Source organism: Ochrobactrum sp. AN78 (genome assembly GCF_029909885.1).
Classification (GTDB): Bacteria; Pseudomonadota; Alphaproteobacteria; order Rhizobiales; family Rhizobiaceae; genus Brucella; species Brucella quorumnocens.
Genome location: NZ_JASAMU010000006.1, coordinates 214,337 through 235,110, shown reverse-complemented (window position 1 = coordinate 235,110; position 20,774 = coordinate 214,337). Strand labels below are relative to the sequence as shown.

The window sequence follows — 20,774 nt, the reverse complement described above, 5'->3', positions numbered from 1 at the left end:
TCAGACCGAGCGGGTGAGGCCGCCATCCACGCGCAGGTTCTGACCCGTGATGTAGGCAGCACCTTCGGAGGCAAGGAATGAAACCGTCGCAGCGATTTCTTCGCTTTTGCCATAGCGCTGCATAGGCACGCTATCCCGGCGTTCTTCTGTTGCTGGCAGACTGTCGATCCAGCCCGGCAAAACATTGTTCATACGGATATTGTCTGCCGCATAGGTGTCGGCGAAGACTTTTGTAAACGAGGCCAAACCAGCACGGAAAACTGCTGAAGTCGGGAACATCGCGCTTGGCTCAAAAGCCCATGCAGTCGAGATATTGATGATCGTGCCGGATTTTTGCTGTTGCATGATAGGGACAACAAGACGGCTCGGACGAACGACGTTCAGGAAATAGGTGTCGAGCCCCTTGTGCCAGTCCTCATCTGTAATATCGAGAATCGGTGCGCGAGGGCCATGGCCGGCACTGTTAACCAGCGTGTCGATACGGCCCCATTTTTCGATCGTGAGATCGACAAGCTTCTTGAGGTCGTCAGCTGACTGGTTTGAACCGGTCACGCCGATGCCGCCCAATTCCTTGGCCAGTGCTTCACCTTTGCCTGATGATGAGAGAATTGCGACGGCAAAGCCATCCTGTGCGAGCTTGCGAGCGGATGCAGCCCCCATGCCACTGCCGCCTGCTGTGATGATTGCAACTTTCTGTGCCGACATTTCCTGATCCTAACGTAATGAAACTTTCCGATGCGCTGAAAGTAGCGGACGGGTTTGAAATCCCAAGTGAATTTTCTTGATTTTAAGATTTTATAGCGTTGTTCGGACAATAAAAAACGCCGCGAAAGCGGCGTTTAATCAAAGTAGATGGAATGGATTATTCCTGGCCGGATGACTTGTTGCCCGAAAAGGCTTCACCGGAAACAGGCTCATTGCTTTTCTGGCTGGCCTCTTTTTGCTGAACTGCATCACGAAATGCGGCCCACTCATTTTCGTGGCGACGGTACAGTGCATCTGAAGTCTGGATATCCATTTCTATCCTCCGTTGTCGTGGCAACGCAAATAACATGGGCAGAGCCGAATCGTTGCATCACAAACGGTAAGCGTTTGAAATCTTAATCGGTTTATATGTTTATAACCGTTTCAAGTCGCCTACTTATTGGTGTGTCTGACCGTTTCAATCATCCTAAAAGATTAGTTTTCTTGAATGGAAACGCCACCTTCACCGATTTTCATTTCAATGCCGGATGGTTTGGTTTCTTCCTGATAGGTATAAATAGCAAAACCTGCCACGACGACGATGAGAGCACCGATGATCAGATAAAGTCCGTTGCGATTCACTCTGAAACTCCTGAAATTTGAGGATGTAAAAGAAACGCCTGAACCCGTCGTTGGTTCCTGACCTTCTGCTTAACGTTGAAAACTGCAAATAAGCGTAAGGCTGTGAATAAAATTCGAAAAAGCTGTTTTTATCGCTTGCTTTATATCTGGCGATTAACTAGGAAAAGGCCGCTTACAAAGCACGGAGCGTAGCGCAGCCTGGTAGCGCATCTGGTTTGGGACCAGAGGGTCGGAGGTTCGAATCCTCTCGCTCCGACCATTTTTTTTACAGATAATTTGACAAGATGAGTATGTCGCAGTGAGTTGCTGTGGCGTGCGCCTTTATCGCGTTGACATGGTGCAGCGTGTAAACTATTGCCTTGTTGAAATTATCGGCCTTCGGGCACAAGACTATAGATCAAGGTTCTTCAAATGGTTGCACGTATTTACCGTCCAGCTAAGACCGCAATGCAGTCTGGTAAAGCCAAAACAGAAAACTGGCTTCTGGAATATGAGCCGGAAAGCGCTCGCAAGGTTGAGCCTTTGATGGGCTACACATCGTCTGGCGACATGAAGAGCCAGATTCGCCTGTCATTTGACAGCCGCGAAGATGCGATCGAATATGCGACCCGCAATGGCATTGCATATCGCGTGATCGAGCCGCACGAAGCAAAGCGCCGCAAGGTTTCTTATTCGGATAATTTCAGCTTCTACCGCGTTCAGCCTTGGACGCATTAACAGTTTAAAACCGCTACATGTTTCGCCTTAAATCCAGTGTGATTTTGAGGATAATGAAGCAGCAGCTTTTCCCGGCCCAGCACATTGTGTTAAGGCCGGGTTCTGATGGTGAGGTCCCGTAGCTCAGCTGGATAGAGCACCGGCCTTCTAAGCCGGTTGTCGTAGGTTCGAACCCTACCGGGATCGCCATTGTTTTCAATGGGTTAGGTGATGTGGGTATAAGGCCGGTTTACAGGTCTTTCGTGAGCGGTTTACAAAATTGTTCACTTTTTGCCCCGCTCAAGCTTCAAAATCACAGCATCGTTTGTCTCTTCATCGTGTGCCAGATAGTGCGCTTCAAGCACTCTGGTTACATCCTTGATCGAGTGTCCGGAATATGGTTACAGCTCCCGGCGTGTTGAACATCACAGGCTCGGCGACTGGCAAGCGATACACTGTTTACGCAAACGGAACTATCGGTACGTCAGGATCTGGAGCGAACTATTTCCCAGGCTCGGTAGCTGGTACAGTAGCTTCGGGCGGCCAATATCTTTGAGGTGAAACAATGAATTACGACCCAACAAATTGGTATTGGTCCGCAACTGATGGGCGAATCTTTTCGTCCTTAAGCAATAGTCTGGTGCCGAAAAACGATGCCAAGTTCAAGGAATTGTGCAATTTTGGTTTTCAACCAACGGCTTGGCCGAGAGATGAAGATGGAAATCAGTCTGATGAAGAATTGGCTAGAGTTCTAGCTCCGCATGGAATATTTTATTCCTCGTTTCCTGATCTGCAGGCTCGTTTGAAACGCCAAATCGACGCTGATGCTGAAGCTGAGCGCCTGCTATACATTACTCCTGGGTTTGGTCAGTCTATGACCTATCAACAGAAGGTCGCTGAAGCGCAGGCATTCAAAGCGGCCACTCATTCCCAGGCTTCTGACTACCCAATATTGTCGTCAGAGATCGGCATTACTGCTGAAACGCTGGATAAGGTCGCAGACATGGTACTCGCGGCTTTTTCCCAGTGGCAGCAGATTGGTGCGGCGATCGAGAGAATTCGCCTTGGTGCTAAGCGCGACATAGATGCCGCAGCGGATGGCGAAACTTCTTTAGCAATCCTTGCTGCTATTGTCTGGCCCTCGAGCCAAGATACCTTATAACGCGTTGCGACATGGCAACGACTGATCACGCGGCTTTCGCGCAGCTTCGATTATCGGTTGTTCTATAAACTTGTACGTCAATGCTGAAGCGGCAACAGTTAGAGGAAAGGACGTTAGAAAGAGAATCGCGAAGGCTCCCCAGTGACCTAATAAACTGAATCGATCAAGCGTCAGACAATACGCCAACACCAGCAAAATTGGCATGTGAAGAACATAGAACGCGTAGGATCTGTCTCCAAACCATTTCAATGGCGTTAGATAGTTGACCGCGCTTCGAAGGCGCTGCGAACTTTGGGCAGTGGAAGCTAGAAACCAAGTGATTGCCCAAATAGGCAAGGCCAAAGAGTATCCGCGAAGGTACGACTGTCCCAACAAAACAGTGAGAACCAATACGATCTTGAAGTACGGATTCATTTGTGCTGATGACTTGAACGCGTACGCCGACAACACGCCAATAAGGAAATAGTCTAATCGTAACGGCAAAAATGAAGGTGATGAGGTTTGCCAGATTTTGCCGATCTCTATGGCGGCTTGCCCAAAAACGACTATAGCGATCACCAACATTAAATACCCGTGTTTACGAGATGTCGTGAGGATGCCAACTAGAAGGGGCGCGACCACGTAGAATTGCCATTCAAGCGAAATTGACCATAGTGGACCGCTAAACGCATATTCACCCATTGGTAAAATGCTATTTGGTATCGTTCCGTGAAGCATAACTAGGTGTGCAGAGAAATTCTCCCAAAAATTAGCAAAAACCTCTGCATGTCTGTCAGTGAACCACGCACGCGCGTCGGCATAGTCAGATTCGCCGAGAACTGGGCCATAAAGGGAGGATGTGAGAATGCCTAAGAACAACGCTATTAGGTAGACTGGGTAAATTCTAGCAAATCTGCGGTATAGGTAACGTGAGTAGCGCTCTGGCTTGTCAATGCGCATCAAGCCAATAACAAAGCCGCTTAAGAGGATGAAAACATCCACTGCCAAATCACCTCTGCTAATGAATGGGTACCAAAGGCCACAAACCAGAAGCAAATGAGAAAGGTATACCCAGAGCGCAGCAACCCCGCGGGTCACGTCAAAAAAATCGTACTCAGCTTTTCTCAATGCGTCACCCCACGCCAGCCACCCAAGTGGTGTGTATCTACCGCATAAACTTACTGATCTGAAATCAAAAAATACGGCCCGAAAACACGGTCAGCTTCTTGTCTTTCGTTATAAAAGTGTTGCCATGCGATCTTGCGCTCGTTGCCACGCGATTTTGTGCGCTACAGCTAGCGATGAGAGATTGCACGCCGCTACAGGCACGAGAAAATTTTTAAGCCTAGGTCAGTATCCTGCGCGCTCGGATCAAAAGCTTCGATTATTAAAGCGATGGGAAAGCTAGCCCGCAGTAGTTGGGCTGCTGGTGGCTCGACGTAGCGCGCATCTTGCAAGGCTTTGATTAATGGGGGAGGCGCGTTAGCGCCTACCTCAACTTTGTATCTGGCTGCTGAAATCAATAAAGACCAGTGTGCCAAACCGCGACTTTTAATTACTTCTTTGTTTTTGCGGTATCTTTAATTTGCGTAGGGAAGCGTCCAGCCAATGGGCTGGATGGGGTTTCGGTTGCCGCTGATTTGTCTTTCTTTGGTTTCCGCACTTCACGATTGCTACGTACTTGGCCTTTTGCCATGATGAACACTTTCTTGCTTATGAGCGGAAGGTTCCGGATCTGCACAGGTGTCCGTTCAGATCATTGTGCTCAAGATAGCAACAGTATCACCAATGTTGATAAACGACGTATCAATTCGAAAGAAACTCATCCAAATATACACATTCCCGCGAATGCTCGGACGCGCTTATGCAAGACTTTTTGTGCTGAGCTGCCTTCGGCGCCGGTCGTGGTGTGAAGCGTATCTGAGGTAAGGCTAGCGAAGTCGCCTTGGGTGACGGGAGGGGCAGCATCAAGTGCACTTATTCCATGTCAGGAATATCGCCATACTGAAATATGATGGCAGGTGGTCCATATTCGCCAATATCGGGATCGGCTTCTCTGCTCCACGCCACTATACCGATATGTTTCCCCTCTAGCGCTTGAGCTGTGCGCAGAGCGCGGCCCTCGGTCTCAAACGCGATGGGGTCAAAAGCAGGAACTAATTCCCCGTCATCGTTCCGGTCAAAGGCCGCAACCACAATAAGTCGTGCCGCCGTCATTTAATTCACTTTCCCTTGGTGTCGAGATCTAGCTCCGCATTTATTTCAGCATCATTTGCGGATTTCTTTTTAGAAGCCTTTCCCTTGCCTGTTTTGGGTTCAGGTTGACGGTCGGGTGAGCTTGTAAATTTGATTGCCATGGAATTCTTATATTACCTCTGAAGCATTTCCAGAAAACTGCGAAGTGGTTTTGCGTGAGGATAATGCGTAAGTACAAATAATTAGAGCTGTTCCGGCGACAGGGTCTTGAGTGGAGCCGCTCTAAATGCGAACGTTCTTTAAATGTTCTTATTTCGCACGTAAGTCAACAGGCCTTGCAGTCGATCCAGAAACTAATTTATCCTGAACCGATCTGTCATAACACAACGCGAATATGCTCATGGCTTACTGGCCGTGTGGTCCGTCACCGCTACGGGAACGCGGGACGAATCTCGGACCACGATCACGCGGACCATCCCAATGTCGACCGCCCCGATCCCATCCGCGTCCACGGTCCCAATTGCGATCACGGTGCCAACGTCCACGATCCCATCCGCGACCGCGATAATAGTCGCGATCCCACCGATCATTACGATCATTGAGCGCGGCGCCAATGGCTACGCCCGCAATCAGTGGAATACCAATCAGTGCTGCGTTTCGGCCAAAGTCGTCTGAATAGCCGCCGCTCGATCCTTCACGCATTGCGAGATAGCGAGATGAGGCCCAGCCCGACAAGCCGCCATAGCTGATCTGGCACCAACCATAACCCGACGTGCAGCCTCGCACGTTGACGGGCGCACGGCTTGGGATGCTACCAAGTGCAGCATAGCCTGTGCCCGGACCTGTGCGGACATTAAGGTTGGTTGTCACGATTGCATTAGCAGCCTGTGCTGCACCCGCAGAAAAGACGCCTAATGCAACTATTGCTGCTTTGAAAGAAAGTCTCATCGGGGTTCTCCCTGAACAACTCCATTGGTTAATAAACGATGAAGGTCGGTAAGAAGTTCCCGTTGGTCCGTTTGTCGCGTACGCTTCAGCGACGGTGACGCAGAATGACGGCAATGGCTAAACCCGCCAGGCCGATAGCGATAACACCCTGCAACACGAAAACCCAGTTCATCATGGCATTTCCTTTTGGTGCTTTCAGCACCTCAAATCGGAAGAAACTAATCTGACTGGTTCCCTACCGCATTTCTTAGGCATGTGAAACGGGTATGTATTGTTCCCAGCTTACAGCTACGGAAACATTACTTTTTTTTAATCAAGCTATTCATGTTTCGTTCATCTGGCGGGGCGGACTATTGGCATCTTAAACTCAAGAAGGAAACCATGATGAAGCCGATTGTTCTCGCGCTAACCGCATTCTCGTTTCTTGCTGCACCTGTCGCGATGGCGCAACACCAGCCTTCGTCTCAAAGCAAATCACAGAAGGTTCAACAGCATAAAAGTGGTCCGAAACAGGAAGTTCGCAAGCAACAAAGCTGGAAGAAGGGCAATCGCTTGCCTGCAAACTATCGTGGTAATCAGGTGAAGAATTACTCGCAATATAAGTTGAGCAAGCCACCGCGTGGGTATCACTGGGTGAAGGTTAATAATGATTATCTTCTGATAAGTGTAGCATCAGGTATTATATCTAATATTGTTTCTGGCCGATGATGGCACAGATCAATAAAAAAGCGACTGTTGTGTCGCTTTTTTATTTGTTAACTATTCATCACGACCAAAGTATTTGTTCTTGATGGCAGCAAGTTCTTCATTTTCCTGAAGGCTGATAATTGCAATGGAAGCGGACTTTACAAGGTCGCTATGGCGCGGGAAGGCGAAACCATATTTGTCTGGACTAAAGATATTCCCGACCATTTCAACCGGCTCGTCTGGATGCTTGTGTGCATAGTATTCTAGCACCGGGCTGTCGCCGACAATTGCCGAAATTTCATCGTTTGTCAGTGCGGTCACCGCTTCGGGTAGGTGGTCGAAGGTCACTGTCGAGATTGAGCGAGCGGCCATCATCTGTTCCGCAATACTGCCCGCACGCACACCCACAGTCTTGTTTTGTAGATCAGCTAGGTTGTTGATGTTGTTGGAGATATGCGCAACGGTCATAACGCTGGTAACGGAGGACGTTACATAAGCCACCACGGCAATGCCGAATACAAGCCAGAACGCCTGCCAAATACGCCCCGCCCATCCAAAGAGATTCTTACGAGAGCTTTTGCCTGAAGTGGCAAGTGAAACAACGTGATAGAAGCTTTCTGCCAAGCCTTCCAGCCAGCGGCGTGGGAAGTTTTGGTCGAACCGGCGGTCAAAGAGCGTTAGCAGAATAGTGGCAATCAGAATGACAATGCCGATCCAAGCATAGGTTGCGAGGTGGCCGGCATTTTCCAGATCGCCGATCAGATCCTCCCAGCCATTGCCGGCTTGCGTATGCACCATGATCCGCAGGCCTGCATCAAACCATGGATGGGTAAAATCGACGACTTCAGCGCGCTTTTCGGTGATGGTGATGTTTGTAACAGCTGCATCAACTTCGCTCTCCGAGACAGCCTTCACCAATGCATTATAGTTCGGATATTCGATGAACTGAGATGCTAACCCCAGACGCGTGCTTACACTGCTCCAGAGGTCGACCGCCATTCCGGTGAATGTATCGCCCTGTTTGCTGACAAAAGGCTCGCTGACGTAAACGCCGACTTTCACCTGACGTAAAGGTGCGTCCTGCGCCGCAGTGGGGAACACAGAGAGTGTCAGAAAGAAGAGTGCTACTAGACTCTGTGCGAAGAAAATAGCCGGTTTTTTAGTCAAATTCTGCGATAACACTGTCACTAGCCGAAATTTTATTGCCGATAGTCAGAGAGTATAGATATTTCAGCAAGCAATGGAAGCAAAAGGATAGTGTTGTTAGCTTTATTATTTGATATTTATATATAACTTATATTGCATTTAAAGTGAACCCGTTCGATATCGTGCTTCATAACGCAAAACGTCGATCTGAGGCACTCAGATCGACGTTGTAACAGCGGCGTTTGTAGCGCGCCAAATAAGGCGCGCTTTTGTTATTCAGATTGCGGCAAAGCCTTTTTCAAGATCTGCGATCAGGTCAGGAACATCTTCTAGGCCTATTTGCAGGCGAACGACTGGACCTGGGTAATCGCCCTTGGCGACTGTGCGATCTTTCAGACCGACTTCATTTGCAAGGCTTTCATATCCGCCCCACGAATAGCCGAGCCCAAAAATATCGAGCGCATTCAGGAATGCGTGGGCCTCTTGGCGTCCACCGCTCTTGAGCACGAAGGCAAACACACCCGACGACCCTTTGAAATCGCGCTTCCAAAGTTCATGGCCGGGATGGCTTTCAAGCGCTGGGTGCAGCACACGATCGACAGCTGGGTGGCTTTCCAGCCAATGCGCAACCTCTAGCGCGCTTTTGCGATGATGTTCGAGACGAACGCCCATCGTGCGCAAGCCGCGCAGAATCTGATAGGCGTCATCAGGCGCCGCACACAGACCAAGCGTACCATGGGTTTCTAGCAACTGCGGCCAGCATTTTTCGTTGGCCGAAATAGTTCCGAACAAAATGTCGGCATGGCCCGACGGATACTTTGTGGATGCGTGGATACTGATATCGACGCCAAAATCCAGCGGTTTGAAATAGAGCGGTGTTGCCCATGTATTGTCCATCATGACAATAGCGCCAGCCTTGTGAGCCGCGTCAACGATAGCCGGAATGTCCTGTATTTCGAACGTGTTGGAGGCAGGCGATTCCGTGAACACCACTTTGGTGTTGGGGCGCAAAAGCTTGGCAATGCCTGAGCCGATCTCCGGATCGTAATATTCAACGTCAATGCCCATACGCTTCAAGATCGTATCAGCGAAGTGACGGGTCGGATTGTAGATCGAGTCGACAAACAGAACGTGGTCGCCGGGCGACAGGAAGGCCAGCAAGGGAATTGTGACAGCGGCCAGTCCTGACGGGACGCAGACAGTCCCAGCAGACCCTTCCAGCGCGTCGATTGCCTTGCACAATGCTTCACTAGTTGGCGTTCCCCGGGTGCCATAAGTGTATTTTTGATTGCCTGTCGCCATGGTTTGCGCATCAGGAAACAGGACCGTGGAAGCGCGCACGACGGGTGGATTAACGAACCCGTGATAGTCGCGAGGCTCGTACCCATCACGGGTCAAGCGCGTGTTTATGCCCAGCTTTTCTGTCTTGTCCTGCTTGTTAGTCACGAAATTGCCTCCAGGCCGTGTTGCATGCTGATCTACCGACTCTCATTTGGAGAGTTTTGTAAACTTGCGTCCATCGGAAACAATTTTGCAACGGAATGTGTTTGTGTCCGCTTCCGGTGGATACTTCCAATTTATTGGATAAAGCGCGCATGGGGCGGATGCAACATCGAGCTTTGTAACAGTGATAATGTAAACCAGAGAAAGAGTAATCTCGATATGCCCGATCTGAATAAGCGTAAAGCCTCAAGCATTATCTTTTATCCGGTTCGCGCAGCATCGGAGCTGATAAGAGCGCTTTTGAGGCCAGCTTATCCGGGTGCGCCGTCGAGTTGGACAATGGAGATGACGGCACTCGTTGTGCTTCTGCCTTTCGTGTTGCTGGTTTTGCATATTTGGGACGCGCAGATTGTCCGGGCTGCAATGAACAGCGATTTCATCCTCATGGAAGTGCTTCGGACGACTACCGACCTGATTCGTACGATTGTCTGGCTGGGCATAGGTATGATCGTTTGGATGGTTACAGCACTCCTGCTTTCACCTTCCATACGTCTTAACGCGCAGCAGATACTCGTTCGCTTTCACAGCTGGGCAACGCTTGTGCTTGCTTCGATTGTAGTGGGCAGTTTTCCAACTGAGATTGGGAAGCTTGTTATAGGGCGTGCACGCCCGCTTTTGCTTGATGAACTGGGGTCTGCGTATTTCTCACCGTTTCGCGGTGAACACTCCTACGAAAGCTTCCCGTCAGGACATTCCATGATGGCCGGTATCATGCTGGTATCACTATGGATTTTCTTGCCGCGCTGGCGATTTCTGACCGTGCCGGTCTGCATACTTTTTGTAATCAGCAGGCTTGCCGCCGGTGCTCATTACCCGACTGATGTCGTGGCTGGGCTGGTAATTGGCTTTATCGCGACGTGGTGGGCTGCTCGCTTTATGGCGACGCGAAATATTATTTTTTCTCTTGATGAAGATCAGATCATGCCACGTATATAAGCTTGACAAGAACGAGGTGTTTCTCACAGTGAGTTTCACCTCGTAACGCTATTAAGTATTTGTATTTAATTAGTTATTTTTATTCTTTTCATTTTAAGTAATTGCTAATCTGCAATCCGAACAAATTTACTCGGAAATAGGGAAATCATGTAAATTTCTGCATGCATCGCGACATTTTTTTGAGCAAACAGGCTTTTCTCTGGACGTTAAGAGCTTGACCAAAACCAAAATATCGCCTTCGATAGAGCGGTGAAGGCGACAGGTGTCCTACGCCCATAAAAACCAATGAGGGTCGATAACGGCTCCGGGCGAGAGATAGCTTGTGTGATGCAGGGGTTGGGGGAGGTCTTACGACTGGCTCTTCAGCTTAATGCTAAAAATAAAGCAACAGAGACGATTGGCTGTTCGGCTTATCGATCTCCAGGGAACATAAAAGGTTGCAGGCCAGATGAAAAAAACTGTTTTGACAGGGGTATTGGGTGCAGCGGCGTTGTTTGGCGCGGCTTCGGGAGCATCGGCAGATACGCTTTCTGATGTGAAGGCGAAAGGGTTCCTGCAGTGTGGCGTCAATACAGGTTTGCTCGGTTTCGCATCGCCAGATGACAAGGGCGAATGGTCGGGCTTTGACGTTGATTATTGCCGTGCGGTTGCCGCAGCCATTTTTGGCGATCCAACCAAAGTTAAGTTTACACCACTGAACGCGAAAGAGCGATTTACCGCGCTGCAGTCCGGTGAAGTGGACGTTCTGATCCGTAACACCACTTGGACCATCAGCCGCGACACATCGCTTGGTCTCGATTTCCCGGGCGTCAATTATTATGACGGCCAGGGCTTCATGATCAATTCCAAGAAACTTTCAGGCATCAATTCCGCGCTTCAGCTTTCCGGTGCATCCATCTGCGTTCAGGCTGGTACGACCACTGAATTGAACATGGCCGACTATTTCCGCGCCAATAAGATGGATTACAATCCGGTCGTCTTTGAGAAGCTCGAAGAAGCCAACGCAGCATACGATTCTGGTCGTTGCGATGCTTACACAACTGACCAGTCCGGCCTTTATTCGACCCGCCTGACACTGGCCAATCCAGACGATCATGTCGTTTTGCCAGAAATCATTTCCAAGGAGCCGCTTGGACCGGCTGTTCGTCAGGGGGATTCAAAGTGGGCCGACGTTATCCGCTGGACCCACTATGCGTTGCTCAATGCTGAAGAGTTCGGCATCACCAAGGCAAATGTCGAAGAGATGAAAAACTCCGACAATCCGGAAATCAAGCGCTTGCTTGGCTCTGAAGCTGACACAAAGATCGGAACGGATCTCGGTCTCACCAATGATTGGGTCGTGAACATCATCAAGGGTGTTGGCAATTACGGTGAATTGTTCGAGCGCAATCTCGGTGCCGGTAGCCCGCTCAAGATTGCTCGCGGTCTGAACGCACAGTGGACCAAGGGTGGCGTGCAATACGGTATGCCTATCCGCTAAGGATTGCTGTTGTTGGATGATATCAGGCGGGGGCAGCTATGCGCCCGCCGGATTTGTCGGCTCTAGGATAGTGCTGAGAGAAACGAATTCAGGTATCCTTTGAGCCATCAGTTCGCAGATCAGAATCTGGCACATCGTACCAAGCAATTTAATCCGCGCCTCGCGCTCACTGTGCAAGGCTGCACGACTCGGCATTTAAACGTATCTGCTTTGAACTGATTATCCCGGTGGGGGTCGGGAGCTACAGCTATTTTTTCAAAGCTGATGCGAAGGCCGAAAGAAAACAGGAAACATATGGCTTCCTATTCTGTAACCGAACAACGCCGCAGCGGCGGTGGAACGTCTCTCCTGTATGATCCGCGCGTTCGCGGCATCTTCTATCAGGTTCTGGTGTTCGTCGCCGTTGTGGCTTCGATTTATTGGATCGTGGGTAACACGATCACCAATCTTCAACGTGCCAACATCGCTTCCGGCTTCGGCTTTCTGAACGGACGCGCTGGCTTCGATGTCAGTCAGACTCTGATCTCTTATTCAAGCGATTCAACCTATGGTCGGGCGGTTCTTGTCGGTCTGATCAACACGCTTTACGTCGCGGCGCTCGGTGTGGTTCTGGCGTCGGTGATCGGGTTTCTGGTCGGTATTGGGCGGCTTTCACGTAACTGGCTGATCCGCAAGATCTGCATGGTCTACGTGGAAGTGTTCCGCAATATTCCGCCACTGCTGGTTATTTTCTTCTGGTATTTCGGCGTTCTCTCGGTTCTGCCCCAAGCGCGTGAAAGCCTTTCATTGCCGCTTGGAACTTACCTGAACAATCGCGGCTTCTTCATGCCCGCGCCCGTATGGGGCGAGGGCGCTTGGTTATTGCCGGTAGCACTGCTGCTTGGCGTCGTGGCTTCGTTTTTCGTCGCTCGCTGGGCGAAGCGCCGTCAGATGGCAACGGGTCAACCGTTTCATACAGTTCGTGTGTGTGCAGCACTTATTATCGGTTTGCCGATCCTCGCTCTGATCGCCACAGGTTTCCCGATTACTTTCGATTTGCCGAAGCTAGGGACATTCAATCTTACTGGCGGCGCACAGATTAAGCCGGAGTTTCTCGCTCTCCTGCTGGCCTTGTCGTTCTATACGGCATCGTTCATTGCGGAAACTGTTCGCGCAGGCGTTCTCGGCGTGAACAAGGGGCAGACGGAAGCCGCCTATGCGGTCGGTCTGAGGTCCGGGCAGACGATGCGTCTCATCATCGTGCCGCAGGCATTGCGCATCATTATCCCACCACTGTCGAGCCAGTATCTCAATCTTATCAAGAACTCCTCGCTCGCTATTGCAATCGGTTATCCGGATCTTGTGGCCGTTGGCGGCACGATCCTCAACCAGACCGGTCAGGCTGTGGAAGTCGTGGCAATATGGATGGTTATCTATCTCGGCATTAGTCTGGTTACCTCCGGCATCATGAACTGGTTCAATGCCAAAATGGCGCTGGTGGAGAGATGACAATGGAAAACGCAAATCTCCAATATGTTCGCACGCAAATGGTCGAGGGTGAGACGCCACCTCGCTCGGTTCAGGGCTTTTCCCACTGGCTGCGTGTCAATCTTTTTGCAACGCCAGCTGATGCTGCTCTGACGCTCTTCGGCCTCGCGATTGTTGCATGGTTTCTGCCGTCAATGATCCAATGGCTATTCATCAATGCGGCATGGACGGGTACTGATCGCACAGCATGTTTGACCGTAGCTCAGGGCGGTGTGCAGCCGGAAGGCTGGTCTGGTGCCTGCTGGGCCTTTGTGAACGCAAAATACCAGCAGTTTATCTATGGTCGCTATCCGCTTGAAGAGCGTTGGCGTGTCAATTTGACGGCAGCATTGTTTGTCGTTCTGCTGGTTCCGCTGATGATCCCGAAGGTCCCGCACAAGACGATGAACGCCATCCTGTTTTTCCTGGTGTTCCCGGTTGTTGCATTTTTTCTGCTGGTCGGCGGCTGGTTCGGCTTGCGTTATGTAGAATCATCGCTTTGGGGCGGCCTTCTCGTTACGCTGGTGCTATCCTTCGTCGGTATCACCGTGTCGCTGCCACTTGGTATCGTGCTCGCGCTCGGGCGGCGTTCAAAGTTGCCTGTGATCAAAACGCTTTCCATCATATTTATCGAAATGGTGCGCGGCGTTCCGCTGGTGACGGTCTTGTTCATGGCAAGCGTGATGCTGCCATTGTTCCTGCCACCGGGTGTGACTTTCGACAAGCTGATGCGTGCTTTGATTGGTGTGGCGCTGTTCGCATCTGCCTATATGGCTGAAGTGATACGTGGCGGCCTTCAGGCAATCCCACGTGGACAATATGAAGGAGCAGATGCTCTGGGGTTGAGTTACTGGCAGAAGACCGGCCTCATTGTATTGCCGCAGGCATTGAAGATCTCGATTGCAGGCATCGTAAACACCTTCATTGGTCTCTTCAAGGATACGAGCCTTGTCTACATCATTGGATTGTTTGATCTGCTCGGCATCGTCCGTCAGAACTTCTCCGATGCAAACTGGGCTTCTCCACAGACACCTGCAACAGGATTGATCTTTGCGGGCTTTGTTTTCTGGATTTTCTGTTTCGCCATGTCGCGATACTCTATATTCATGGAACGAAGGCTCGACACGGGTCATAAACAATAAGAATCAAGGAAATATTGGAAATGAGTGCACAAAGCGCCCTCCCACAATCCGAACTCGGTGTCGAAATCGACCGTAAAAAACATGAAGTCTCGAAGACCGAAGTGGCCATCGAACTTAAGAATATGCACAAATGGTATGGCGAGTTTCACGTTCTGCGTGATATCAACCTGAAGGTCATGCGCGGCGAACGTATCGTTGTTGCGGGCCCATCGGGCTCGGGTAAGTCAACGATGATCCGTTGCATCAACCGTCTGGAAGAACACCAGAAAGGCCAGATCATCGTTGACGGTATTGAACTTACCAATGACCTCAAGAAGATCGATGAAGTGCGCCGTGAAGTCGGTATGGTGTTCCAGCACTTTAATCTCTTCCCGCATCTGACTATTCTGGAAAACTGCACGCTAGCGCCGATCTGGGTGCGTAAAATGCCAAAGAAGAAGGCGGAAGAAGTCGCCATGCATTATTTGGCGCGCGTGAAAATCCCGGAACAGGCCAACAAGTATCCGGGCCAGCTTTCAGGTGGTCAGCAGCAGCGTGTGGCAATTGCCCGTGCGCTTTGTATGAACCCAAAGGTTATGCTGTTCGACGAGCCGACATCGGCGCTTGATCCGGAAATGGTCAAGGAAGTGCTCGATACGATGGTGAGCCTTGCCGAGGAAGGTATGACGATGATTTGCGTGACGCACGAAATGGGCTTTGCGCGTCAGGTTGCCAATCGCGTGATCTTCATGGATCAGGGTCAGATCGTTGAGCAGAATTCGCCAGCCGAATTCTTCGACAATCCGCAGCATGAGCGCACCAAGCTGTTCCTGAGCCAGATCCTGCACTAAGCGATAAACTGGCTGAAATACCAGAACACCCGCCGGATAATATCCGGCGGGTGTTCTGCCAATAGACTGAATGTGGCGGATTATTCGTCGTGTGGGCCTTGGCAAAACTGAATGCGATTGCCGAAAGGATCAATCACCGCCATAACGTGACCCCATGGAGCATCTTCAATGCCTGGGCGCATGTAGCGATAACCGCGCGAATTGACTTCCTTTTGGAATTCCTCGACGCCCTGCATACGCACGAAGATATTCGCGCCAGGGCTGCCGTCGCCGTGATGTTCGCTTAGATGTAGCACGAGATCCCCACGCGAAACCTGCATATAAAGCGGCATTCCCTCTGCAAAGCGATGTTCCCAATCGAGCGTGAAGCCTAGAAAGCCAACATAGAAATCTTTGGCTTTTTCGATATCGAAAATGCGGAAGATTGGGCACGTCTGTTCAAAATGGATTGTCATTCTGGCTGGCCTTTGCAACTGGTATGTCTATCCCGATAGAAGAGGTGGTCGTGACAGAATATCGTTGGACTGAACATCTGGAGCCAAAGCAATATCGCGAGTTCCATGCTTTTTACAGTAAAGAATGGTGGACCTCAGCACGCACATTTGAAGATGTGTCCCATATGCTCACGCATTGCGATCTTACGCTGTTCTGCCGCGATACAAGTGGAGCGATTATCGGCTTTGCGCGGGTGTTAAGCGATTTCACTTTCAAAGCCATGATTTTTGATGTGATCATAGCTGAACAGTGCCGTGGTCAAGGGCTTGGACAAGCACTCGTTGAACGCATTCTCAACCACGAAAAATTGCAGCGGGTCAAAAGCTTTGAGCTTTATTGTCCCGAAAGACTCATCTCCTTTTACGAAAAGCTCGGCTTTGTAAAAGGCACTTCGACCCTGCTGTCCTATCAACGATGAATTAGTCTTCGACAAAGTTGCGCAGACGCTGCAGTGCATCGTCCCATTGCGAGGAAACGGTGGTGAGATAAGCTCGGGCATCGACAAGCGGGGTAGGGCAAAGCCGGAAGCGGCTTTCTCTGCCTACTTTATCGCGCTCAACCAATCCTGCTTGTGCAAGCACCGAAAGATGCTTGGTCATGCCCTGCCTGCTAATGCTGCCGTTTTGAGAGAGCGTGACGATTGAGCGGCTTTCGCCGTCACTCAAGGTCTCGATCAGCGCCAGCCGAGTGGGATCGGCCAGCGCTGCAAAAATGGCAGATATATTTCCTGGTTGCGTGAACGAGGCTTCGGTCATTTGCTTTCGAGGTAATCCTTTATATTCCGCATCTGCTCTTCCCACCCGCCAGTATTCATTCGAAGAGCTATTGGCTGGCGATCAGCCGGTAGCGCGTCGAAGCCTGTTTCGATGACGGTAAGCCTTGTACCGGATTCTGTTTCCTTGAGCTTAAACTCTACCAGAGTCTGTGGTTCTTTAGAGTAATCCGCATCTGTTTCAACTGCATAGGGATGCCATGTGAAGGCAAAATAATGCGGAGCTTTCATATCCTTGATGAAGGAAGTCCATTTGGTGTCGCCGCATCCGTCGAACGTAAAGTGACCGGTCGAAGGGGTGTCGACGATAAATGGCCCATCAATTTTGACTTTGAACCATTCACCGAATTCCTCATGGTCAGTGAGTGCGCGCCATACGCGATCAATGCCTGCGCGAAGGTCTACAGTTTTTTCTATTCGGTCCGTTACTAATGCCGTTGTCATGATCTACATCCTTTCAAATTGGCAACTGTATGGTTGCTAATTTACACGACTTAAATATAAAAGCAACCAAAAGGTTGCGTATAATTAATCGTGTGGAGATGCCTTGGCTGGAAGTGGAAAAAGCATAATAAATTTTTCTGCCAAAGCGCGGTCGCCTTTGAGCGTGAGCACATTTGCAGCTTCAAGGGCCGCGAGAGGTTGCCCGCCATAAATGGTTGCGGCCATCATGCGAGGCGAGCTTTCAAAGGCGATATCGTACTGCTCCGCTTTGCCGCGCGTAATCGCCAGTTTGCTGTCTTGCAAGTGTGCAATGAAGTCTTCTCCATCCAGCCGCAGTCCGACAATAGCTGTCAAGCCTTGTGAAAGATTGGGATCGATCATGGTTCTGAGCGAAAGCAGGAACGAAGTGGTTGAGATAGGTAAGTTTGGGTCATGGCTGGGTGAACGGGCCGCCCATCGGCCGAGCGTCTGTAGAATCGGTTCGGCCTCGTAGCCCCACTTGGTCAATTCATAGACTTTTACTGAGGCGGGAGGCGGGAGCTTCGATTTGCGTAGAATGCCAGCTTCTTCCAATCCCTCTAGCCGCTGGGTGAGGACATTGGCACTTATTCCGGGTAGGTCGGCGCGCAAATCGCTAAAGCGCTTAGGCCCAAACATCAATTCACGAATGACGAGCAATGCCCAACGTTCACCAATCAAATCAAGGGCATGAGCCGCAGCACATGCATCATCATAGCTGCGTCTTGCTGTAGGATTGTCGGGTTTAGTTACTTTTTCTAACTTCATAGTTGCTAATTATAACTTACCTGTCATTATGTGCAAGTGAACTTACGTTGGTTGGGGCTGGCCGATTCATTAAACCCGACTATATCGCCAAGGGGGTCGGGCAGGCGATAGAAAACCAAAATGTAAAATGGGCGCTTCAAGCCCACCAATGGAGGAATAACATGCCTAAATTGATTTTCGTGAACCTGCCCGTCAAAGATGTTGCGCGCTCAACCAGTTTTTATGAAGCGATAGGCGCGACCAAAAACCCGATGTTCTCGGATGAAACAGGATCCTGCATGGTGTTTTCCGACACCATCCACGCAATGGTCCTCAGTCACGATAAATTCAGCCAGTTCACGCCAAAGAAGATTTCAGATGCGAATGCTACAAGCGAAGTGTTGATCTGCTTGTCAGCGGACAGCAAGACGGAAGTGGATGAAACGGTTGAGAAGGCCGTGAAGGCTGGCGGTCGGGCGGATCCTGCTGCAAAGCAGGATTATGGTTTCATGTATGGCCGCAGCTTTGAAGATCTCGATGGCCATATCTGGGAACTGATGTGGATGGATATGGAAGCAGCTGCCAAAGCCATGGGCTAACGCAAAGACATAGGGGCTGAGACATATGGGAGGAGAAATCCATGTCTGGTTTAACAGTCTGCCTCTGGTTTGATAATAAGGCCGAAGAGGCAGCCAATTATTACGTGTCGCTCTTCCGCGATTTGGGAAGACCGGCATCAATAGATGGCTTCATTCGGTTTGAACATGGCCATCAAACCGGAGGAACCGACGTCGTGACTGCAAATTTCACGCTCGATGGGCAGGCGATGACGGCCTTGAATGGCGGACCACAGTTCAAGTTCAATCCGGCCACGTCGCTTATTCTGAAATGCAAGGATCAAGCGGAACTTGATGCTTTTTGGGATAGGTTGCTGGAAGGCGGCTCGGCCATGGAATGTAGCTGGCTGACGGATAAATATGGCTTCGCTTGGCAAATTGTGCCGGAATTTCTGCTGGATATTTTGCAGGACGGTGCGTCAGACGTCAGACAGCGTGTCGCAAATGCCATGATGACAATGGTCAAGATTGATATCGCGACGTTGGAAGCTGCCCGAGACGCCCGTTAATTTTGCACGACCGCAACGGCATCATAACCATACAGCCAGTCCAGATCTTTCAGGAAAGAATCTGGACTGCGTATGGCAAAAAGCATGTTGCGGCCGAGCGCAAAGACACCGGTCGCGTGATAGGCGAACCGGTTCAGCTGCCCACGTTTGGCGACAGCTGCGATCCGTTCCTTACGCACTTTGTCGAAATGCTGAAGTGCCGCTTGTTGATCGGCAGCGTCTAGTGCTTCTGCCAGTGTTGCCGCGTCTTCGATGGCCATGGCCGCACCTTGCGCCCCGAAAGGCGTAACAGCGTGAGAAGCATCACCAAGCAGGATTGTTCGTCCATCGCAGACGTATTGCGCATCCGGCATCTCGAACAATGGCCAATAGGTCCATTCTGGCGCTGTGGCGATCACATCGCGAACTGCTGGGTGCCATTTCTTGTAAATAAATTTGAGCTGCTCGTGGTCTCCGACCTTTGACCAGCCTTCGCCCGGATTTTCGCCGCCTGTTATCGCGACGAAATTGAAATGTGTCCCACCTTTGACCGGATAGGCGATGAAATGAACCTGTTTACCAAGCCATGCCGATACAGCTTTTTTCAGCGGCAGTACATTTGTGAAGGATGCGGGCAAATCACTGGTAGCGATCGTGCTGCGCCACGCGATATGTCCGCTGAAGCGGGCTTTGCTTTGCGCAGCATTTGCCCGTTCTGCAGACCATACACCGTCACATCCGAGCAGATAATGCGCTTCAATGGTCTCAGTTACGTTTCCGCGACGAACCTCAGCCTGTATCGCTTGGCCAATGACTTCGTGTCGAATGATTTCCGAGCCGAGATTAATGTCTATGGCTGGGTTTTCCACGCAAGCAGCAAGTAGAGCTGATTGCAGGTCTGCGCGGTGGCAGACAAGGTAAGGGTAATGCCAGCGCTTGAGTGCTTTATCGCCAAGCTCCATTGCGAGAAGAGGGCGTGCGCTGCGACTATCAATCAGGAAAAGCGCATCAGGCGTAACAGCTTGTGTGGAAAGCCTGGCGGCAATGCCAAGGCGTTGCAGATGGCGCATGGCGTTCGGGGCCAATTGCAGGCCCGCACCAACTTCAGAGAGTGCATTGGCTTTTTCGAAAAGCTCTACTGACCAACCTCTGGCTGCAAGCTCAAGCGCTGCACTTAATCCTGCAACGCCTGCTCCTGCAATCAATATGCGCCCTTTGCCCAAGCTGCTCATAATTTAAGCGACACGATAATTGCCGCTATCTATTTTCAGGCAGCTTTGTCGGCTGGCGCTTCATAGACGCAGCCCGCCGGAACGGTTTCGTCAGCATGAAGATGCGCGTTGTAGCGGTAGAGCGTCGAGCAATAAGGGCAAACGACTTCGCTTTCGTCACCCATGTCGAGGAAGACATGTGGATGATCGAAGGGTGGATTCGCGCCGACGCACATGAATTCCTTCACGCCGATTTCAATGGCATTATGGCCAGCGTCATTCTGGAAGTGTGGGATGATGTGATCGGACATGATACGCTCCGGTGCTTGTGGATCGCGACATTCTAGTGGATTGAATTTGACGTTTGAATCCAGACTGACACACACGCTGTGTCAAACGTCAAATTCGAAAAATCCACTAGATTCATAAGCTTGCTAGTGGTCTG

25 protein-coding genes and 2 tRNA genes are annotated in these 20,774 nt (G+C 50.6%); 13 read left to right on the top strand and 14 right to left on the bottom strand.

Features of this window, described 5'->3' with window-relative positions; genetic code table 11:
* From QBD00_RS13665 to QBD00_RS13655, 3 genes are all read right to left on the bottom strand, one after another.
* Positions 1-705, bottom strand: coding sequence for an SDR family oxidoreductase (locus QBD00_RS13665; RefSeq protein WP_151091461.1), 705 nt, complete (start codon positions 703-705; stop codon positions 1-3).
* A gap of 157 nt (positions 706-862) precedes the next feature.
* On the bottom strand, positions 863-1,018 hold the full coding sequence (locus tag QBD00_RS13660) for a hypothetical protein (RefSeq protein WP_167388292.1): 156 nt from the start codon (positions 1,016-1,018) through the stop codon (positions 863-865).
* Positions 1,019-1,179: 161 nt separating this feature from the next.
* Positions 1,180-1,326 carry a hypothetical protein gene (locus QBD00_RS13655; RefSeq protein WP_095446364.1) on the bottom strand — a complete coding sequence of 49 codons (147 nt, stop codon included), beginning with the start codon at positions 1,324-1,326 and terminating at the stop codon, positions 1,180-1,182.
* A 182-nt stretch (positions 1,327-1,508) separates the two neighbouring features.
* Here QBD00_RS13655 and QBD00_RS13650 point away from each other — a divergent pair.
* From QBD00_RS13650 to QBD00_RS13635, 4 genes are all read left to right on the top strand, one after another.
* A tRNA-Pro gene (locus QBD00_RS13650) sits at positions 1,509-1,585 on the top strand.
* A 152-nt stretch (positions 1,586-1,737) separates the two neighbouring features.
* On the top strand, positions 1,738-2,043 hold the full coding sequence (locus QBD00_RS13645; protein WP_024897387.1) for an ETC complex I subunit: 306 nt from the start codon (positions 1,738-1,740) through the stop codon (positions 2,041-2,043).
* A 112-nt stretch (positions 2,044-2,155) separates the two neighbouring features.
* Positions 2,156-2,232, top strand: a tRNA-Arg gene (locus QBD00_RS13640).
* Positions 2,233-2,587: 355 nt separating this feature from the next.
* Positions 2,588-3,184, top strand: a complete 597-nt coding sequence (locus QBD00_RS13635; protein WP_318579761.1) for a hypothetical protein — start codon at positions 2,588-2,590, stop codon at positions 3,182-3,184.
* On the opposite strand, the gene QBD00_RS13630 is transcribed toward QBD00_RS13635, so the two are convergent.
* From QBD00_RS13630 to QBD00_RS13620, 3 genes are all read right to left on the bottom strand, one after another.
* Positions 3,179-4,291 (bottom strand): acyltransferase, encoded by a 1,113-nt coding sequence (locus QBD00_RS13630; protein WP_318579760.1) that lies wholly within the window; start codon positions 4,289-4,291, stop codon positions 3,179-3,181. The genes QBD00_RS13635 and QBD00_RS13630 overlap by 6 nt on opposite strands.
* Positions 4,292-5,140: 849 nt before the next feature.
* Complete coding sequence (locus tag QBD00_RS13625; protein ID WP_095446365.1) at positions 5,141-5,380, bottom strand: hypothetical protein; 240 nt, start codon at positions 5,378-5,380, stop codon at positions 5,141-5,143.
* Positions 5,381-5,764: 384 nt separating this feature from the next.
* Complete coding sequence (locus QBD00_RS13620; RefSeq protein ID WP_095446366.1) at positions 5,765-6,307, bottom strand: SH3 domain-containing protein; 543 nt, start codon at positions 6,305-6,307, stop codon at positions 5,765-5,767.
* Between the two features lie 384 nt (positions 6,308-6,691).
* Here QBD00_RS13620 and QBD00_RS13615 point away from each other — a divergent pair, with 384 nt between their 5' ends.
* Positions 6,692-7,015, top strand: coding sequence for an RcnB family protein (locus QBD00_RS13615; protein ID WP_095447867.1), 324 nt, complete (start codon positions 6,692-6,694; stop codon positions 7,013-7,015).
* 51 nt (positions 7,016-7,066) lie between these two features.
* Here the strand turns inward: QBD00_RS13615 and QBD00_RS13610 are convergent, their stop codons facing one another.
* Positions 7,067-8,161, bottom strand: coding sequence for a transporter substrate-binding domain-containing protein (locus tag QBD00_RS13610; protein ID WP_095446367.1), 1,095 nt, complete (start codon positions 8,159-8,161; stop codon positions 7,067-7,069).
* A gap of 255 nt (positions 8,162-8,416) precedes the next feature.
* The gene (locus tag QBD00_RS13605) at positions 8,417-9,586 is read right to left on the bottom strand and encodes a cystathionine beta-lyase (RefSeq protein ID WP_318579759.1); all 1,170 of its coding nucleotides are present in this window, start codon (positions 9,584-9,586) and stop codon (positions 8,417-8,419) included.
* Between the two features lie 216 nt (positions 9,587-9,802).
* On the opposite strand from QBD00_RS13605, the gene lpxE reads away from it, so the two are divergent.
* From lpxE to QBD00_RS13580, 5 genes are all read left to right on the top strand, one after another.
* Positions 9,803-10,579, top strand: coding sequence for a lipid A 1-phosphatase LpxE (lpxE, locus tag QBD00_RS13600; protein ID WP_151091465.1), 777 nt, complete (start codon positions 9,803-9,805; stop codon positions 10,577-10,579).
* A gap of 448 nt (positions 10,580-11,027) precedes the next feature.
* Positions 11,028-12,059 carry an amino acid ABC transporter substrate-binding protein gene (locus QBD00_RS13595; protein WP_024897392.1) on the top strand — a complete coding sequence of 344 codons (1,032 nt, stop codon included), beginning with the start codon at positions 11,028-11,030 and terminating at the stop codon, positions 12,057-12,059.
* A 294-nt stretch (positions 12,060-12,353) separates the two neighbouring features.
* Positions 12,354-13,547: an amino acid ABC transporter permease gene (locus QBD00_RS13590; RefSeq protein WP_151091466.1), complete on the top strand. Its 1,194-nt coding sequence runs from the start codon at positions 12,354-12,356 to the stop codon at positions 13,545-13,547.
* A 2-nt stretch (positions 13,548-13,549) separates the two neighbouring features.
* A complete protein-coding gene (locus tag QBD00_RS13585) occupies positions 13,550-14,707 on the top strand; it encodes an amino acid ABC transporter permease (protein ID WP_095446371.1) in 1,158 nt (385 codons plus the stop codon).
* A 20-nt stretch (positions 14,708-14,727) separates the two neighbouring features.
* Positions 14,728-15,537 carry an amino acid ABC transporter ATP-binding protein gene (locus tag QBD00_RS13580; protein WP_208636303.1) on the top strand — a complete coding sequence of 270 codons (810 nt, stop codon included), beginning with the start codon at positions 14,728-14,730 and terminating at the stop codon, positions 15,535-15,537.
* An 80-nt stretch (positions 15,538-15,617) separates the two neighbouring features.
* On the opposite strand, the gene QBD00_RS13575 is transcribed toward QBD00_RS13580, so the two are convergent.
* Positions 15,618-15,992, bottom strand: coding sequence for a VOC family protein (locus tag QBD00_RS13575; protein ID WP_264233707.1), 375 nt, complete (start codon positions 15,990-15,992; stop codon positions 15,618-15,620).
* On the opposite strand from QBD00_RS13575, the gene QBD00_RS13570 reads away from it, so the two are divergent.
* Entirely contained in the window at positions 15,986-16,450 is a 465-nt protein-coding gene (locus QBD00_RS13570) for a GNAT family N-acetyltransferase (protein ID WP_318579758.1), read from the top strand. The genes QBD00_RS13575 and QBD00_RS13570 overlap by 7 nt on opposite strands.
* 1 nt (position 16,451) lies before the next feature.
* Here the strand turns inward: QBD00_RS13570 and QBD00_RS13565 are convergent, their stop codons facing one another.
* The 3 genes from QBD00_RS13565 to QBD00_RS13555 form a co-directional block, all read right to left on the bottom strand.
* Positions 16,452-16,787 (bottom strand): metalloregulator ArsR/SmtB family transcription factor, encoded by a 336-nt coding sequence (locus QBD00_RS13565; RefSeq protein WP_318579757.1) that lies wholly within the window; start codon positions 16,785-16,787, stop codon positions 16,452-16,454.
* A complete protein-coding gene (locus QBD00_RS13560; RefSeq protein ID WP_095446374.1) occupies positions 16,784-17,248 on the bottom strand; it encodes an SRPBCC family protein in 465 nt (154 codons plus the stop codon). Before QBD00_RS13560 ends, QBD00_RS13565 begins: the two co-directional genes overlap by 4 nt.
* A gap of 84 nt (positions 17,249-17,332) precedes the next feature.
* A complete protein-coding gene (locus QBD00_RS13555) occupies positions 17,333-18,034 on the bottom strand; it encodes a helix-turn-helix domain-containing protein (RefSeq protein ID WP_318579756.1) in 702 nt (233 codons plus the stop codon).
* A gap of 161 nt (positions 18,035-18,195) precedes the next feature.
* Between QBD00_RS13555 and QBD00_RS13550 the strand changes: the two genes are divergently transcribed.
* Together QBD00_RS13550 and QBD00_RS13545 are read left to right on the top strand one after the other, a co-directional pair.
* A complete protein-coding gene (locus QBD00_RS13550; RefSeq protein ID WP_095446376.1) occupies positions 18,196-18,612 on the top strand; it encodes a VOC family protein in 417 nt (138 codons plus the stop codon).
* A gap of 41 nt (positions 18,613-18,653) precedes the next feature.
* Positions 18,654-19,139: a VOC family protein gene (locus tag QBD00_RS13545; RefSeq protein ID WP_095446377.1), complete on the top strand. Its 486-nt coding sequence runs from the start codon at positions 18,654-18,656 to the stop codon at positions 19,137-19,139.
* Here the strand turns inward: QBD00_RS13545 and QBD00_RS13540 are convergent.
* Positions 19,136-20,341 (bottom strand): FAD-binding protein, encoded by a 1,206-nt coding sequence (locus QBD00_RS13540; protein WP_318579806.1) that lies wholly within the window; start codon positions 20,339-20,341, stop codon positions 19,136-19,138. The genes QBD00_RS13545 and QBD00_RS13540 overlap by 4 nt on opposite strands.
* A 44-nt stretch (positions 20,342-20,385) precedes the next feature.
* A complete protein-coding gene (locus QBD00_RS13535) occupies positions 20,386-20,640 on the bottom strand; it encodes a zinc-finger domain-containing protein (RefSeq protein ID WP_318579755.1) in 255 nt (84 codons plus the stop codon).
* Between the last annotated feature and the right edge of the window lie 134 nt (positions 20,641-20,774).